The organism is Pseudokineococcus basanitobsidens, from assembly GCF_037482545.1.
GTDB lineage: Bacteria > Actinomycetota > Actinomycetes > Actinomycetales > Quadrisphaeraceae > Pseudokineococcus > Pseudokineococcus basanitobsidens.
In genome coordinates, this window is sequence record NZ_JBBIAA010000019.1 from 40,220 (window position 1) to 57,684 (window position 17,465).

General features: G+C 75.4%; 12 protein-coding genes. 4 read left to right on the forward strand and 8 right to left on the reverse strand.

Features of this window, described 5'->3' with window-relative positions:
• Window positions 1–693: a TetR/AcrR family transcriptional regulator gene (locus tag WDZ17_RS13410; RefSeq protein ID WP_339575672.1), complete on the forward strand. Its 693-nt coding sequence runs from the start codon at window positions 1–3 to the stop codon at window positions 691–693.
• On the opposite strand, the gene WDZ17_RS13415 is transcribed toward WDZ17_RS13410, so the two are convergent.
• The 8 genes from WDZ17_RS13415 to WDZ17_RS13450 form a co-directional block, all read right to left on the reverse strand.
• A complete protein-coding gene (locus WDZ17_RS13415; RefSeq protein WP_422631986.1) occupies window positions 690–1,193 on the reverse strand; it encodes a DUF501 domain-containing protein in 504 nt (167 codons plus the stop codon). The two genes, WDZ17_RS13410 and WDZ17_RS13415, sit on opposite strands and share 4 nt — an antisense overlap.
• 80 nt (window positions 1,194–1,273) lie before the next feature.
• Entirely contained in the window at window positions 1,274–1,930 is a 657-nt protein-coding gene (locus tag WDZ17_RS13420; RefSeq protein WP_339575674.1) for a septum formation initiator family protein, read from the reverse strand.
• Between the two features lie 114 nt (window positions 1,931–2,044).
• Window positions 2,045–3,325, reverse strand: a complete 1,281-nt coding sequence (gene eno / locus WDZ17_RS13425) for a phosphopyruvate hydratase (protein ID WP_339575675.1) — start codon at window positions 3,323–3,325, stop codon at window positions 2,045–2,047.
• A 148-nt stretch (window positions 3,326–3,473) separates the two neighbouring features.
• Window positions 3,474–3,881, reverse strand: coding sequence for a hypothetical protein (locus tag WDZ17_RS13430; protein WP_339575676.1), 408 nt, complete (start codon window positions 3,879–3,881; stop codon window positions 3,474–3,476).
• Window positions 3,878–4,750 carry a MazG nucleotide pyrophosphohydrolase domain-containing protein gene (locus WDZ17_RS13435; protein ID WP_339575677.1) on the reverse strand — a complete coding sequence of 291 codons (873 nt, stop codon included), beginning with the start codon at window positions 4,748–4,750 and terminating at the stop codon, window positions 3,878–3,880. Before WDZ17_RS13435 ends, WDZ17_RS13430 begins: the two co-directional genes overlap by 4 nt.
• Window positions 4,747–5,685 carry a sulfite exporter TauE/SafE family protein gene (locus WDZ17_RS13440; protein ID WP_339575678.1) on the reverse strand — a complete coding sequence of 313 codons (939 nt, stop codon included), beginning with the start codon at window positions 5,683–5,685 and terminating at the stop codon, window positions 4,747–4,749. Before WDZ17_RS13440 ends, WDZ17_RS13435 begins: the two co-directional genes overlap by 4 nt.
• A 106-nt stretch (window positions 5,686–5,791) precedes the next feature.
• Window positions 5,792–9,403 carry a transcription-repair coupling factor gene (gene mfd, locus WDZ17_RS13445; protein ID WP_339575679.1) on the reverse strand — a complete coding sequence of 1,204 codons (3,612 nt, stop codon included), beginning with the start codon at window positions 9,401–9,403 and terminating at the stop codon, window positions 5,792–5,794.
• Between the two features lie 164 nt (window positions 9,404–9,567).
• Complete coding sequence (locus tag WDZ17_RS13450) at window positions 9,568–10,365, reverse strand: LamG-like jellyroll fold domain-containing protein (protein WP_339575680.1); 798 nt, start codon at window positions 10,363–10,365, stop codon at window positions 9,568–9,570.
• Window positions 10,366–10,696: 331 nt separating this feature from the next.
• Here WDZ17_RS13450 and WDZ17_RS13455 point away from each other — a divergent pair, with 331 nt between their 5' ends.
• From WDZ17_RS13455 to WDZ17_RS13465, 3 genes are all read left to right on the forward strand, one after another.
• Window positions 10,697–13,774: a PKD domain-containing protein gene (locus WDZ17_RS13455; RefSeq protein WP_339575681.1), complete on the forward strand. Its 3,078-nt coding sequence runs from the start codon at window positions 10,697–10,699 to the stop codon at window positions 13,772–13,774.
• Between the two features lie 374 nt (window positions 13,775–14,148).
• Entirely contained in the window at window positions 14,149–16,941 is a 2,793-nt protein-coding gene (locus WDZ17_RS13460) for a PKD domain-containing protein (protein ID WP_339575682.1), read from the forward strand.
• 166 nt (window positions 16,942–17,107) lie between these two features.
• A partial coding sequence (locus WDZ17_RS13465) for a PKD domain-containing protein (RefSeq protein ID WP_339575683.1) occupies window positions 17,108–17,465 on the forward strand: 358 nt, incomplete at its 3' end.

Genomic DNA, 17,465 nt, shown 5'->3' on the forward strand with positions numbered 1-17,465 from the left:
GTGCCCGCGACGCCCGAGTCCCCCGCCCCGCTGCGCCGAGACGCCGAGCGCAACCGGCAGCGCATCCTCGAGGCCGCCCGCACGCTCTTCGCCGACCGTGGCCTCGACGTCGGCCACGACGAGATCGCCCGGGCGGCCGACGTCGGGGTCGGCACCGTCTACCGGCGGTTCCCGACCAAGGAGGACCTGCTCGCCGCCCTCTTCGCCGACAAGGTCGAGCGCCTCGGCGCGCTGGCGGACGAGGCGCTCACGGCCGACGACCCCTGGGAGGGCCTGCAGCACTACGTCCTGCGCGCCGTCGAGGAGCAGGCGCGCGACCGCGGCTGGCGCCAGCTCGTCCTGGGCGCGACGGCCCCCGAGCTGTCGGCGCGCGCACGCGGTCGGATCGGTCCCGCGGTCGGCGCCCTCGTGGAGCGGGCACAGGCGTCGGGACAGCTGAGGGACGACGTCACGGCGCAGGACATGGCCCTGCTCCCCATGATGGTCGGCGCCGTCGCCGACCGCTCCGCCCACGTCGCGCCCGGGCTGTGGCGCCGGGCCGCCGCGCTGCTGCTCGACGGGGTGCGCGCCGGCGCCCCCGCCGCGCCCCGCACCACCCCGCTGCCCGGCCGCCCGCTCACCGCGGACGAGCTCGAGCAGGTCATGAGGGCCGGCCCCCGACCGGCGGCGGCCCCTGCGGTCGACGCGACCTAGCCCCCGGGTCGACCGGCCTGCACGTCCTGGGCCGCCGCGGGACCGACGCACGGCCCGCGCTCGGACCAGTCGGGGAGCATCGCGAGCGCCTCGTCCCCGAGCGGGGTCACGCCCGGCCCGACGGCCAGCGCGTGGGCGACGAGGACGTGCAGGCACTTGACCCGCGTCGGCATCCCGCCGGCGGAGACGCCCGCGATCTCGGGCACCTCGCCGAGCTCGGCGCGACGCCGCAGGTAGTCCTCGTGCGCGCGCCGGTGGCCGGCGGCGAGCTCGGCGTCCTCGGCCAGCCGCTCGGTCATGGCGCGCATGACGCCGTCGGACTCCAGCGTCCCGACGGCGGACGCCGCCCGCGGGCACGTGAGGTAGTACGTCGTCGGGAACGGGGTGCCGTCCGGGAGCCTCGGCGCCGTGGCGACGACGTCGGGGTGACCGCACGGGCACCGGTGCGCGACGGCGACCGCCCCGCGCGAGGGGCGGCCCAGCTGCTCGGCCACGGCCACCGCGTCCTCGGGCGAGAGCCCCGCCCGGACGCCCCCGCCGGCGTCGCCGTCGTGACCGGACGACGCGGCTGCCTCGGGGCTCACCGCCCGGAGGTCTCGCGGCCGGCGGCGTCGACCGAGTCCCACAGGACGCCGAACCACGGCCGGTCGGCGTCGGTGGTCCGCAGCTCGGCGGCCGCCGCGACGCGCGGGTCCTCGGCCACCTGCTGGCTCGGGGAGACGCCGGTCACGCGGTACAGCCGGTCGCCCGGCATCACGAGCGCCAGCCGCTCGCGCGCCTCCCGCTGCACGAACAGGGGGTCCTGCCACCGGGCGAGCTCGACCTCGAGGTCCTCGACGTCGGCGCGCGTCTGCGCGAGCCCCGCCTCCGCGGCCGCCACCTCGGCCCGCTGGCTGATGGTGGCGTGCAGGTACGGCGCCAGCGCCGCCACGACGGCGAGCAGGAGCACGGAGAACGCGGCGGCCCGGCGCGTCAGCCCCCGGGGCGCCGGCAGCGACCGGACGAGCCCACGACCGCGGCCCGGGCCCTCGCTCCCGCGGCGGTCCGCCGCGGCGACCTCCCGCGCCCGGCGGGCGCGCGCGGCGGCGTCCCCGCGCGCCGGCAGGTGCAGGGACGCAGGCGTCGCGGTCGACGACGTCGCACGGACGGGCGACGCCGTGGTCCCGGGCGCTGCCGTGCGGACGTCCGCACCGCGCTCCTGCCCGCCGTCGTCGCCACGCCCCGCCCGGGGCGCCACCGGACGCCGTCCTGCCGCCATCACGTCCCGCCTCCCGCTCTCGTCCCTCGCCCCGCCCGCCGGCGGCCGCCGCCTCAGCCCTCGCAGCGCGGCCTCAACCCCTCCGGTGCGGCGTCAGCCCTTCCACCGCGGGAAGGCGCCACGGCCGGCGTAGCGCGCGGCCTCGTCGAGCTCCTCCTCGATGCGGAGCAGCTGGTTGTACTTGGCGACGCGCTCCGAGCGGGCCGGCGCGCCGGTCTTGATCTGCCCGCAGTCGGTGGCGACGGCGAGGTCGGCGATCGTCGTGTCCTCGGTCTCGCCGGAGCGGTGGCTCATCATCGCCCGGTAGCCGCTGCGGTGGGCCAGCGCCACGGCGTCGAGCGTCTCGGTGAGCGTGCCGATCTGGTTGACCTTGACGAGCAGCGCGTTGGCGGCGCCGCCGTCGATGCCCCGCTGCAGGCGCTCGGGGTTGGTGACGAACAGGTCGTCGCCGACGACCTGCACCCGCGAGCCGAGCTGCGAGGTCAGCGACGCCCAGCCGTCCCAGTCGTCCTCGTCCAGCGGGTCCTCGAGGCTGACGAGCGGGTAGGCGTCGACGAGCTCGGCGTAGTAGGCCGTCATCTGCTCGGCGGTGCGCTCGGAGCCCTCGAAGCGGTAGACGCCGTCGGTGCAGAACTCGGTCGCGGCGACGTCGAGGGCGACCGCCACGTCCGAGCCGAAGGTCAGCCCGGCCTTCTCGACGGCCTCGGCGATGAGGTCCAGGGCGTCGCGGTTGCTCGGCAGGTCGGGGGCGAAGCCGCCCTCGTCGCCGAGGCCGGTGGACAGGCCCCGACCCTTCAGCACCGACTTGAGGGAGTGGTAGACCTCCGCGCCCCAGCGCAGGGACTCGCGGAAGGTCGGCGCGCCGATCGGCGCGATCATGAACTCCTGGACGTCCACCCCGGAGTCGGCGTGTGCGCCGCCGTTGACGATGTTCATCATCGGCACGGGCAGCACGTGGGCGTTGGGGCCGCCGACGTAGCGGAACAGCGGCAGCGAGGCGGACTCGGCCGCGGCCCGCGCGACGGCGAGCGAGACGCCGAGGATGGCGTTGGCGCCGAGCGCGGACTTGTCCGGCGTCCCGTCCAGCTCGAGCATCGCCGCGTCGACGAGCCGCTGCTCGGACGCGTCGAGGCCCTCGAGGGCGTCGCTGATGGTCTCGAGCACGGCGTCGACGGCGCCCAGGACGCCCTTGCCGCCGTAGCGGGCGTCGTCGCCGTCACGGCGCTCGACCGCCTCGAACGCTCCCGTCGACGCCCCCGACGGCACGGCCGCGCGGGCGAGGACGCCGTCGGACAGGGCGACCTCCACCTCGACGGTGGGGTTGCCGCGCGAGTCGAGGATCTCGCGGGCTCCGACGGCCTCGATGCTGGCCACGACGGTCTCCTTGGGCTGGGGACGGGACGCGGGCGAGCCTAGCGACGGGCGCGGTCCGGTCCGGGACGCCGGTCGCGCGGGTCCCGCCGCGTCGAGGGCCTGCGGCGCACGACGGCGGGAGGAGCCGCGGCACGACCGGGGCCCGGCCTCACCGCGGCGGCGCGTAGCCGCCGTCGACGAGCCCGGCGTGCCGCTCGAAGCGGCTTCGCCGGGGGTCGCCGCGGGTCAGCGCCGCCTCGAGGCCGTAGAGCAGCGGCATGAGCACCGGCCCGAGGACCGCCCACTGGTCGGCGTGCCGGGCCTCGTGCCGCCGACGGTCCGGGCCGCCGAGACCTCCGTGCAGCCACACGTTCCCGACCGTGGTCCCGCCGCGGGCGTAGCCCCGGCGCATGCCGCCGCACTCGACGACGAGGTCCCGGCCGACGACGGGCCGCCCGCCGTGGGCGAGCCCCCAGGCCAGCGCGAGCACCGACGGGACGAGGTTGAGGTAGGCGCGCGCGAGGACGTGGACGAGGGCACGAGCGCGGACGGAGGTCCCCGGCGTCGTCCCCGTCACCGGGGCTCCAGCGCCCGGAGGCGGGCCTCCATCGCGCGCGTGGCCGCGCGCAGCGCCGCCTCGGGGTCGGCGGAGGCGTCCTGCCGCAGCGCCTCGAGCACCGAGCCGAGAAGATCCCCGCCGAGACCGTCGTCCTCGGCCACCTCCGCCGCGAGCCCCGCCCCGGAGGCGCGCCGTGCCACCTTCGTCGCGCGCGCGAGCGCGGGCAGCGCCACCGGGATGCCGTCGAAGGCGCTGGCGCGCCCCTTCTCGACCCGCTTCCTCGCCTCCCAACCGCCCTGCACGTCGGCGGCAGTCGCGGCGGGACGTGTGCCTGCGGGAGCGGGGTCGGCGAAGACGTGCGGGTGCCGCGCGACGAGCTTGGCGACGACGCGGTCCGCGACGTCGTCGACGTCGAACCGACCCTCCCCCGTCGCCTCCTGCGCCACACGGGCGTGGAAGGCGACCTGCAGGAGGAGGTCGCCCAGCTCCTCGACGAGGTCGGCCGGGGTGCCCTCCTCGATCGCCTCGACGACCTCGTGCGCCTCCTCGATCGCGTACGGCGCCAAGGTCGCGTGCGTCTGCTCGGCGTCCCACGGGCACCCGCCGGGCGAGCGCAGGCGGTCCATCACCGCGACGAGGTCGAGCAGGTGGGCGCCGAGCGGTTCACCCGGCGCCCGGCCGCGCCCGGACACGTCGAGGACGATCTCGCCAGGCGCGGCGGGCACGCCGTCCTCCGCCCGCCAGCGCACGCCGGCGTCGTCGAGGGCGGGCGCCCACCCCGCCGGCTCGCCGCGCACGACGACGACGTCGGCCCGGTCCAGCGTCCGCCAGCCGCGGCGGTCCAGCAGCCCGGGCAGGCGGGGCGACGCGAGGACGACCTCGCTCATCGGGAGCCGATCCGCTCGCGGAGCCTCTGCGAGGCGAGGGCCGGGAACCCGTGACGGCGACGCACCTGCATCCAGACGAGCGGGGCCAGGAGGGCGACGGCCACGAGGACGACACCGGTGGCGACGTTCGGCACCCCCAGCAGCTTGAGCGCCGAGGCGAGCAGCACGAAGGCGAGGGCGCGTCGGACGAGCCCGCCCGGTGCACGCGAGGACAGCCGGGCGCCGACGTAGACGCCGGGGATGCTCCCCAGCAGGAGCGAGGCGGTGAGGTCGAGCTGGAAGTCGCCGAAGAGGAGGTGTCCCAGCGCCGCCGCCATGACCAGCGGCACGGCCTGCACGAGATCCGTGCCGACGAGCGAGCTCGCCTTCAGCGTGGGGTAGAGGGCCATCAGCGCGATGATGATGAGGGAGCCGGAGCCGACCGAGGTCATGCCGACGACGACGCCGCCCACCATGCCGACGGCGATCGTCGGCAGCACGCGCACACTGATCTCCGGGCGCCCCTGCGGCAGCGGCTCGGCGCTGCCGTCGTGCTTGCGCGCCCTCTCGGCGAGCCGGACGTACGCCCGGACGACGAGCCCGGTCGCCGCCACGAGGAGCGCGACCCCGAGCGCCGTCTGGATGACGTCCTGGACCTCCTGCCCGTCCCCCAACGAGCGGGCGACGAGCACCCCGACGAAGGCCATCGGCACCGACCCGACGCAGAGCCACTTCACGAGGTTGAGGTTCACGGTGCCCCGGCGCAGGTGGACCGCGGAGCCCACCGGCTTCATCACGGCGGAGGCGACGAGGTCGCTGGAGACCGCCGTCAGCGGAGGCACCCCGAAGAAGAGCACGAGCACCGGCGTCATGAGGGCGCCGCCGCCCATCCCCGTCAGGCCGACGACGATGCCGATGAAGAAGGTGGCGACGACCAGCAGCGGGTCGATGTCCATCGCGAGCCGTCCTCCCGGGGGCCGCCGAGGGCTCGGCGGGCCGCGTCATCGTAGGGACGGCCACCCCGGCGGAGGGCACGCTTCCGAGAACGGCCCCCCGCCCGGCTCACCCGACGCCCGCGGCCACCTTCCCCGCGGCCGCGACGTCCTCGCCGACGACGGCGTCGAGCAGGTCGGCCGCCCAGTCGAGCAGCTCGGTGCCCTGCAGCGGCTTGCCGCCGATCCGCGCGGTCCGGGGCGCCGGCACGAGCACCGCCCGCAGCGCGGGCTTGACGAGCGAGCCGGGGTACAGCCGGCGCAGCCGCATCGTCTGGCTGTCGCGCAGCTCCACGGGGGCGAAGCGCACGTTGGTGCCCTGCGCGCTGACCTCGGTGACGCCGGCCGCGCGCGCCCGCACCCGGAAGCGCGCGACGGCGAGGAGGTTCTCCACCGCCTGGCCGCCGACGGCCTCGGCCGGCTCGCCGTAGCGGTCGACGAGCTCGTCGCGCACCTCCTGGACGGCCTCGAGCGTCTCGGCGACGGCGAGCTTGCGGTAGGCCTCCAGCCGCAGCCGCTCGTGCGGGACGTACTCGTGCGGCAGGTGCGCGTCCACGGGCAGCTCGACCTTGATCTCCGCCGGCGGCTTGCCCGAGGTGTCGCCGCGGAAGTCCGCGACGGCCTCGCCGACGAGCCGGATGTAGAGGTCGAAGCCGACGCCCGCGATGTGACCCGACTGCTCGCCGCCGAGCAGGTTGCCGGCGCCGCGGATCTCGAGGTCCTTCATCGCGACCTGCATGCCGGAGCCGAGGTCGGTGTTCTGGGCGATCGTCGTCAGCCGGTCGTTCGCCGTGTCGGTGAGCGGCCGGTCCGCCGGGTAGAGGAAGTAGGCGTACGCGCGCTCGCGCCCGCGGCCCACGCGCCCGCGCAGCTGGTGCAGCTGGGAGAGCCCGAACCGCTCGGCCCGCTCGAGGATCAGCGTGTTGGCGTTGGAGATGTCCAGGCCGGTCTCGATGATCGTCGTGCAGACGAGGACGTCGAACTTCTTGGCGTAGAAGTCGAGCACCGCCTGCTCCAGCGCCTGCTCGCTCATCTTCCCGTGCGCGACGGCGATGCGGGCCTCGGGCACGAGCTCGCGCAGGTGGCTCGCGGCGCGGTCGATGGTCTCCGTCTTGTTGTGGACGTAGAAGACCTGGCCCTCGCGCAGCAGCTCGCGGCGGACGGCGGCCGTCACCTGCTTGTCGTCGTAGGCGCCGACGAAGGTGAGCACCGGGTGGCGCTCCTCCGGGGGCGTCGCCAGCGTCGACATCTCCCGGATGCCGGTGACGGCCATCTCGAGCGTGCGCGGGATCGGCGTCGCGCTCATCGCGAGCACGTCCACGTCGGTGCGCAGCGCCTTCAGCGTCTCCTTGTGCTCGACGCCGAAGCGCTGCTCCTCGTCGACGATCACGAGGCCGAGGTCCTTGAAGCGCACCTCGCTGCCGAGCAGGCGGTGGGTGCCGACGACGAGGTCGACCTTCCCGTCGGTGACCCCCTGGATCGTCTCCTTCGACTCGGCCGTCGACGTGAAGCGCGACAGCGCCCGCACGGTGACGGGGAAGCCGGCGAAACGCTCGGAGAAGGTCTCCAGGTGCTGCTGCACGAGCAGCGTCGTCGGCACGAGCACGGCGACCTGCTTGCCGTCCTGGACCGCCTTGAAGGCCGCGCGGACGGCGATCTCCGTCTTGCCGTAGCCGACGTCGCCGCAGATCAGCCGGTCCATCGGGACCGTCTTCTCCATGTCGGCCTTGACCTCGTCGATGCACGAGAGCTGGTCGGGCGTCTCGACGTACGGGAAGGCGTCCTCCAGCTCGCGCTGCCACGGGGTGTCCGGGCCGAAGGCGTGGCCGGACGTGGCCATCCGGGCCGAGTACAGGCGCACGAGCTCCCCGGCGATCTCCTTGACGGCGCGGCGTGCGCGGCTCTTGGTCTTGGCCCAGTCGCCGCCGCCCATCTTGTTGAGCGGCGGGTCCTCCCCGCCCACGTAGCGGGTGACCTGGTCCAGGGTGTCGGTCGGCACGAACAGCCGGTCGCCGGGCTGGCCGCGCTTGCTCGGTGCGTACTCGATGACGAGGTACTCGCGCGTCGAGCCGCCCACCGTGCGCTGGATCATCTCGACGAAACGGCCCACGCCGTGCTGCTCGTGCACGACCGGGTCGCCCGGGCGCAGCTGCAGCGGGTCCACCTGCTTCTTGCGGCGGCTCGGCAGCTTCTGCATGTCCTTCGTGGAGGACGGCCCGCTGCGGCCGAGCACGTCGGCCTCGGTGAGCACGCCGAGCCGCAGGGACTCCGCGACGAAGCCCGCTCCCCCGGCGCCCGTCGTCACGTGGACGACGCCCGGCTCGGGCGCCTCGTCGAGGCTGGGCACGCGCCGCGCCGGCACGTCGGCGTCGCGCAGGACCTGGGCCAGCCGGTCCGCGGAGCCGGGGCCCTCGGCCGTGACGACCAGCCGCCAGCCGTCGCGCGCGTGCGTGCGGACGTCGTCGAGCGTCGTCGTGACGTCGCCCGAGAACGAGCGGGTGTCGCGGGCGGCGAGCCGCAGCTGCACGCCCCCGGTGTCGTCCTGGGAGCCGGACAGGCCGGCCTCGGCGAGGCTCTCGTCGGCGCCGAAGGCCGTGAGCGACCACCACGGGTGGTCGGCCGCGAGCGCGGCGCCGCGGGCGACGGACAGCGGCAGGAAGCTCGCGGAGGACAGGTCGACGGGCGTCTGCGCGCCGGCCGCGGCGTTCGACCACGCGGCGGCGAGGAACTCCTGCGTCGTCGAGACGAGGTCGTGGGCGCGAGCCCGCACCCGCTCGGGGTCGAGGACCACGACGTGCGCGCGCTCGGGCAGCAGGTCGGTCAGCGGCTGCATCCCGTCGACGAGGGCCGGCGCGAGGGACTCCATGCCCTCGACGGCGACGCCGGCGGCGATCTTGTCGAGCATGTCCGCGGCGCCCGGCAGCTGCTCCTTGAGCGCCAGCGCCCGGTCGCGGACCTGCTGGGTGAGCAGCACCTCGCGGCACGGCGGGGCCCACAGCCCCTCGGGGACGATCTCGAGGGAGCGCTGGTCGGCGACGGCGAACTCGCGGACCTCCTCGACCTCGTCGCCGAAGAGCTCGACGCGCAACGGGTGGTCGCGGGTCGGGGGGAAGACGTCGACGATCCCGCCGCGGACCGCGAAGTCGCCGCGCCGCTCGACCATGTCGACCCGGCTGTACGCGGCGCCGGCGAGCCGCTCGACGAGGTCGTCGAGGTCCACGACGTCGCCGGCGGCGAGCTTGACGGGTCGTAGGTCGCCGAGGCCCCGGACCACCGGCTGCAGCACCGCGCGCACCGGGGCGACGACGACGCGCACCGGCCCGTCGGGAGCGCCCTCGGGGCCCGGGTGCGCCAGGCGGCGGAAGACGGCGAGGCGCTTGCCGACCGTGTCGCTGCGCGGGGACAGCCGCTCGTGCGGCAACGTCTCCCAGGACGGCAGCTCGGCGACCGAGCCGGCCGGCAGGAAGCACCGCAGCGAGGCCGCCAGCTCCTCGGCGGCGCGGCCGGTGGCCGTCACCGCCAGGAGCGGGCGCTCCCCGGCCAGCTCGGCGACGACGGCGGGGCGCGTGCCGGCGGGGGCGGTGAGGTCCAGGACGTCGGTGACGCCCTCGGCCGCCGCCTGCGTGGCGGAGACGAGCGCGGGGTCCGCGCGCAGGACGTCGAGCAGGCCGGTGAGGCTCATGGGCTCCTCGGAGAGGGCTGGTGGGAAGGGCACGCCGCTCAGCGGCCAGAGCCGCTCTGCAGGCCGGTCCCGACCAGGGCGCGTGCGTCAGCCCACAACGGTACGACCGTCACCGGCCTTCCCCCGCGTCGCGTCCGTCCTCGGCCGGACGCGCACCGACCTCGTCAGCCGGCCATGTCCACGCTGACGCGGCCGAGGCGTCCGTAGAACTGGTCGACGTCGTAGCCGCCCAGCCCCTTGGCGCCGACACGCACCACCGAGTCGTTGTCGACCGACAGGTCCGGCGGCAGGGACGTCCGCCCCTCGACGGCGCCGTCGACGAGCAGCCGGAGCTCGTCGCCCACACGCTGGCACGCGAGCTCGTGCCACTCGCCGTCGGCGACGCTGCTCGAGCCCTTGACCCGGTAGCTCGTCGTCTCCCCCGTGCCCACGACGACGCAGCTGGGCCTGCCGGCGAGCCCGTCGACCTGGAGCTTGTACTGGCCGGCACCGCCCTGATTCCACCCCTTCTGCAGGACGTTGCTGCCGTCCGAGGTCTGCCAGGGCTCCAGCGCGACCTCAGCGCTGACGCGGAAGTCACCGGCCCCGGGGTTGAGCGCTCGGCTGCCGTCGAGCTCGACGAGCGCGCGCCCGCAGGACCACAACGAGACCCGGCACACCCAGCCGAGCCGCAGGCCGCGGGTGCCGTCGACGACCGAGGTGCCGACCTGCGGCTGCGGCCGGTCGGTCGTCCGCAGCACCGCAGAACCCCCCGCGGGGTCCACGAGCGCGGCTCCGTCGGCGAGGTCGACACCCCAGGCGGCCTCGCCGAGGTCCACCTCGACGCCGCTCGGGTCCGGTGACGCAGCCGACGCCGCCTGCTGCGGCACCGCGAGGACGAGAGCCGTGGTGACGGCGCCGAGGAGGACGCGCGAGCCTCTCGCCCGCGACGTGCCGGCCTGGCGGTTGCGACCTGGCCTCATGCCGACCTCCGTGTCCGGGCACCCGACCGGGCGCGTGCGGAGGCTACTGGGTGCATGCGACGCACGCACCCGTCCTACCGGCACGGGCCGGCGGCTCCGTCGCCCGCCCGACCCGAGAGGCGACTCCTGGGCTGTTCGGATGAGCGCGCCGTCGCGGTGCGTGAACTCGCGGTCCCGACATGGAACGCGCGGCTACCGTCTGCTTCCAGCGCAGGACGAGGGACGACTCCCGGCGCACCCGAGCGGTCGAGCCGAGGAGCACCCAGTGAGCAGGACCCCGAGAACCAGCGACGGAACCGGCCGCCGGCGCCCGGCCAGGACGCTGCTGGTCGTGGCCGTGGCGACCGCGCTGGCCGCCGGCACCGCCGGGCCCGCCGCCGCCGTCAACGCGCCGCAGCCCGGCGTCGTGAGCGAGGTGCCGGTGGCCTGGACGCCGCAGGTCGAGGACGGCGCCGTGGTCGCCATGACGCAGGTCGGCCGGACCGTCGTCGCCGGCGGCACCTTCACGTCCGTGCGTGACGCCGGCTCGACCACCTCGCTGGCCCGGAACGGCCTCTTCGCCTTCGACGCCGTCACGGGGAAGATCGACACCGGCTTCGACGCCAAGCTGGTCAACGGGGCCGTCAACTCGCTGGCGACCGACGGGACCTCTGTCTACGTCGGCGGGAGCTTCGGTGGCGTCGCGGGCAGCACCAAGCAGCGGCGGGTGGCCAAGCTGACGCTCTCCGGCACCCTGGCGGCCGGTCAGCCGGCGACGCCGAGCAGCACGGTGGCCGAGGTCGTCGTCTCACGGGGTCGCCTCTACGTCGGAGGGTCGTTCACGGCCGTCGGCACGGCCCCCCGGTCCGCGCTCGCCGCCTTCAACGCCTCCTCCGGAGCGCTGCTGCCCGAGGTCGACCTCGCCTTCGCCGGGCAGTACAACGGCGGCACGACGACGATCAAGCGCTTCGACGTCGCCCCCGACGGCTCCACGCTCGTGGCGCTCGGGAACTTCACCTCGGTCGCCGGCCAGCCGCGGCAGCAGGTGGTGGGCGTCGACCTCCCGCCCTCCGGCCCCGCGACGGTCTCCGGCTGGACGACCGACCGCTTCTCGCTCGCGAAGAACACGAGCTGCAGCAAGAACTTCGACAGCTTCGTCCGGGACGTGGACTTCGCGCCGGACGGCAGCTACCTCGTCATCTCCACGACCGGGGCCTTCGGCGGCGGTTCCGGGAGCGGGACGCTGTGCGACAGCGTCAGCCGCTGGGAGAGCCCGGCCGCCAGCCCGACCGCGGGCCAGCAGCCCACCTGGGTGGACTACACGGGCGGCGACACCAGCTACGGCGTGGCGGTGACCGGCAGCGCCGTCTACGTGGGCGGGCACTTCCGCTGGTTCAACAACCCCTACCGTGCCGACCGGCAGGGCCCGGGAGCGGTGTCCCGCGAGGGCGTCGCCGCCCTCGACCCGCGCAACGGCCTGCCGCTGTCCTGGAACCCGGGACGCACCCGTGGCGTCGGGGCGCAGTCGCTGCTCGCGACCGACGCCGGCCTCTGGGTCGGCAGCGACACGGACCGCTTCGCCGGACGGCTCCGGGCCCGCATCGCCTTCGTCCCCCTCACCGGCGGCACGTCGGTGGCCGTGGACGACGCCCCTCCGCCCGCGCTCGCCCACCAGCAGCTCTACGACGTCCAGCGCACCGGAGCAGGCGGGCAGGCCGCCGCGCTCGAGCGCACGTCCGCCGACGCGCTCGCAGGAGCGCCGGCGCCGACGGCCGTCGACCGGACCGTCGACTGGGCCGCCACCCGCGGCGCCTTCCGCGTCGGGGAGACCCTCTACTACGGGCGTGGCACGGGCCTCTTCGCCCGTACCTTCTCCGCGACGGGCCAGCTGGGCCCCGAGCGTCAGGTCGACCTGCGCCCCGAGGTGACGACCGGGACGGCCATCCCCTTCAACCCCGGGACGCTGACCGGCGCCTTCTACGACCCCGAGCGCCACCGCCTCTACTACACGGTCTCCGGCGACTCGCGGCTCTTCTACCGCTACTTCACCCCCTCCAGCGAGGTCGTCGGGGCCGTCACCTTCACGGCGGGCTCCGGCGGCCTCGACCTCCGGACCGTGGCGGGCATGACGCTCACGGACGGCCGGGTCCTCTTCGGCAACGCCAACGACGGAGCACTGCGCTCCGTGGCGTTCTCGGGCGGCGCCATGGTCGCCGGCACCCTGGCTCGGGTCGGGACGAGGACCTCGTGGCGCGGGACCGGGATCTTCGTGGGGGGGCCGCGGGAGGACCAGCTGCCCGTCGCGCGGGCGACCGCGTCCTGCGACCAGCTCACGTGCACCTTCGACGCGTCCGGCTCGTCGGACGCGGAGGGCGCCCTCAGCTCCTACACCTGGGACCTCGGTGACGGGACCACGGCGTCAGGCGCGCAGACCACCCGGACGTACACCTCCGCGGCGGCGCGCACCGTCGTCCTCACGGTCACCGACTCCGCCGGGCACCGGGCGTCGACCTCGGTGACGGCCACGACGACCCCGCCGCCGGACCGGGCGCCCACGGCCGTCGCCGGCGTCCGCTGCACCGACCTGAGCTGCACCTTCGACGGTTCCGCCTCCAGCGACCCCGACGGACCCCTCGTCGGCTACACCTGGGACCTGGGCGACGGCACCCGGGCGCAGGGCGCCGTCGTGACGCACGACTACGTGGGTCCGGGCGAGCGGACGGCGACGCTCGTCGTCACCGACTCGGCGGGCACGACGGCGACGACGTCGGTGCCCGCGGTCATCTACGCCCCGGCGACGCAGCAGGTCGCGCACCGGGCGACGACCTCGGCGAGCAGCACCTCGACCCGTGCGTCCGTCGACGTCCCGGCTCAGGTGCAGGCCGGCGACCAGCTGCTGCTGGTCGTGACGACCAACCGGGCCGCCTCGACGACGGCGCCGAGCGGCGCCGGCACCTGGGTGGAGGCCGGGCGCGCGACGGGCGACAAGGGTGAGGTCGTCTCGACCCTGTGGTCACGTGTCGCCGACGGCTCGGAGGCCGGGCGAGCCCTCTCCGTGGAGCACGACGCCTCCACCAAGACCACGATGGTCGTGGGCGCCTGGTCGGGGGCCGTCCTCGACTCCGTGACCACCGGGAGCACGACCGGGGCTCCGGGCAGCCACACGACGCCTCAGGTCGACGTCGCGCGCCCCGGCTCCTGGGTCGTCTCGAGCTGGAGCGACAAGTCGAGCGCTACGACGACGTGGGCGGCGCCGGAGTCGGTGGTCGAGCGGGCGCAGGTCGCGACGACCGGATCGGGGAGGGTCACCACGCTGCTGGCCGACTCGGGCGCCCCCGTGGCGGTCGGACGAGCCGGGGGCCTGACGGCGACGACGGACGGCGGCTCGGCGAAGGCCGCCATGATCTCCGCGGTGCTGCGACCCGCCTGAGGAGCTGAGGGGCGGGGGGGGGGGGGGGGGGGGGGGGGGGGGGGNCTGACGGCGACGACGGACGGCGGCTCGGCGAAGGCCGCCATGATCTCCGCGGTGCTGCGACCCGCCTGAGGAGCTGAGGGGCGCGGGAGGGGACGGCCGGGCGGCCGTCCCCTCCCGCGCGCCCGGACCGGTCCCGGTCGACCTCCCGTCCGCTCCGCCCCACGAGCTCACGCCCCACCGCCCCTGACGGAGCGTCGTCGCACGAGGCGTCATGGAGCCCCACGGGCGCCTCCCTCGCCGTGCGAGCACCGACCGCACCCGAACAGGTGATGTCCGAGACGTCCCGGGCCGTCGACCCTTACCGTCGGTGACGTCAGAGGGGGTGCGTCGTGGCCGAAGGTCCCGGCGTCGAGAGCGGAGTGATCATGGGCGCCAGCCTGCTCGCACGAACCACGCCGGCGGCTCGGCCCGTCCGCCCGATCGCCGCCGTCGCGGCCCTGCTCACCGCCGTGGGGCTGCTCGCCGGGGCGGTCCCGGCGGCGGCGGTCAACGCGGCGCAGCCGGGCGTGGTCTCGGCGAACCCCGCGAACACGACGCCCGACGTCCTCGACGGCGCCGTCCTCGCCATCACGCAGGTCGGTGGCACGGTCTTCGTCGGCGGCAGCTTCACCCAGGTGCGTGACCGGAGCACCGGCGCCACGCTCGCGCGCCGGTCGCTCTTCGCCGTGGACGCCGCCTCGGGCCGGGTGGTCACGAGCTTCGCCCCCTCGTTCGACGGAGCCGTCAACTCCCTCACGACCGACGGCACGTCGGTCTTCGCGGGCGGCTACTTCGGCACGGTCAACGGGACGAGCCGGCGCAGCGTCGTGAAGCTGTCGACGTCCGGGGCACTCGCGAGCGGTCAGCCGACCGTCCCCGCCGGTGGTGTCAACGAGGTCGTCGTGAGCGGAGACCGTCTCTACATGGGGGGGGCGTTCACCTACGCCGGCGGGCAGCCGCGGGGAGGGCTGGCCGCGGTCGACCGCACGAGCGGTCGCCTCCTCGCCGAGGTCGACGTCCCCTTCACCGGGCAGTACAACGGCGGCACGACCAACATCAAGCGCTTCGACATCAGCCCGGACGGTCGTTCGCTCGTCGCCGTCGGCAACTTCACCTCCGTCGGCGGCGCGGCGCACCAGCAGGTCGCGATGGTCGACCTCCCGGCGTCCGGGCCGGCGACGGTGAGCAGCTGGGGGACCGACCGGTACGACAAGGCGCGCAACGGCAGCTGCTCCGGCAACTTCGACACCTGGACCCGCGACCTGGACATCTCTCCCGACGGCACCTACGTGGTCGTCTCGACGACCGGCGCCTTCGGTGGCGGGGCCGGTTCCGGCACCCTCTGCGACACGACGAGCCGCTGGGAGCTCGGGCGCAGCGGCCCCGGGCAGCAGCCGACCTGGATCGACTACACGGGCGGGGACACGTCCTACGGGGTGGCCGTCACAGGCGCCGCCGTCTACGTCGGCGGCCACATGCGCTGGCAGAACAACCCCTACCAGGGCGACCAGGCCGGCCCCGGCGCGGTCGCCCGCGAGGGCATCGCCGCTCTCGACCCCGTGAACGGGCTGCCGCTGCGGTGGAACCCCGGCCGGACGCGCGGCGTCGGCGCCCAGGCGATCTTCGCCAACGACCAGGGGCTCTGGGTCGGCAGCGACACGGAGTCCTTCGCCGGCGAGCCGCGCCGTCGCCTCGCGTTCCTGCCCCTGCAGGGCGGTTCCTCCATCCCCGTGACCCGCCAGGCGACCTTGCCGGGCAGCGTGTACGCCGTCCAGCGCGCCGCCACCTCCGGCCGGGTGCTGTACCGCATCAACACCGGTGGCCCGGCGGTGCCGAGCCAGGACGACGGTCCCGACTGGGCTGCGGACACGTCCCCCGACTCGAGCCTGCGGACGAGCGGCAGCTCCACGGCAGCCGCCTCGATCGGCTCGCTAGACAGCTCGGTGCCCACCGGTACCCCGCGCGAGCTCTACGAGTCGGAGCGCTGGGACGGCGGCGGCGGTGACGAGATGCAGTGGCACTTCCCCGTGGCCAGCGGGCGAACCGTCGAGGTCCGCCTCTACCTGGCCAACACCTGTGGCTGCACGAGCGGCGCGGGCCAGCGCGTCTTCGACGTCGCGCTCGAAGGGCAGACCTGGCTCGACGACCTCGACCTCGCCGGCTCGGTCGGCCACTCGGTGGGCACCGTCCGCAGCCGGTCGGTCGTGAGCGACGGCTCGGTCGACATCGACTTCGGCCACGTGGTCGAGAACCCGCTGGTCAACGCCATCGAGATCATCGACCCGTCCGTGTCGACGGGCAGCTCGGTCTCCCTCGTCCGTCGCGGTGTCGACGCGAGCGGCGCTCCGGTGGGTCCGGCGGAGACCGTGTCGACGTCTACCGACTGGGTCGCCGCCCGCGGCACCTTCCTCGTGGCGGGGACCCTCTACTACGGCACCTCGCAGGGGCTCGTGGCCCGCAGCTTCGACGAGGGCCGGGTGGGTACGCCCCGCATGGTCGACCTCTACGACGACCCCGACGACGGGACCCGCATCCCCTTCCCGACGAGCAGCCTGACCGGCGCGTTCTTCGACCCGGCGACCCACCGGCTCTACTACACGGTGTCCGGCGACGCCCGGCTGCTCTACCGCTACTTCACGCCGGAGAGCGAGGTCGTCGGCGCCCAGACCTTCGTCGGCGACAACGGCGGGGTCGACCTCTCCGGCGTCGCCGGGATGACCCTGGCGGACGGCAAGGTCTTCTACGCCTCCGGCGCCGACGGCGCGCTGCGGTCGATCAGCTTCACCGACGGCGCGCTCCGCGGCACACCTGCCACCGTGTCCGCCGACGGCTCGTGGGCCTCCCGCGGGCTCGTCGTCGCCGGCCCGGCTCCCGCACCGCCGAACACCGCGCCGACGGCCTCGGCCTCGGTCACCTGCACCGACCTCACGTGCCGCTTCGACGCTGCGGGGTCCCAGGACAGCGACGGGACGATCACCGGTTACGCCTGGGACTTCGGCGACGGGGCGACGGGCACCGGCCGGACGACCGAGCACACCTACGCCACCGCCGGGGACCGCACCGTCACCCTGACGGTCACCGACGACGCCGGCGCCACCGCGAGCCGGACGGCCACGGCCACCGCGACCGCACCGGCACCCTGACGGTCACCGACGACGCCGGCGCCACCGCGAGCCGGACGGCCACGGCCACCGCGACCGCACCGGCACCCTGACGGTCACCGACGACGACGGCGCCACCGCGAGCCGGACGGCCACGGCCACCGCCACCGCACCGGCCCCGAACGCGGCACCGACGGCGGTGGCGACGGTGACCTGCGCCAACCTGGCCTGCACCTTCGACGCCGCGGGATCGACCGACAGCGACGGGACCATCACGCGCTACGCCTGGGACTTCGGCGACGGGACCAGCGGCACCGGCGCGAGCACGCAGCACAGCTACGCCACCGCCGGGGACCGCACCGTCACCCTGACGGTCACCGACGACGACGGCGCCACCGGGACGAGGACCGCGACCGCCTCGGCGACCGCCCCGCCGGCGAACGTGGCGCCGACCGCGGCGGTGATGGCGACCTGCGACGAGCTGGTCTGCAGCTTCGACGGGAGCGCCTCGGCCGACAGCGACGGGACGATCCGCACGTACGCCTGGGACTTCGGCGACGGCACCA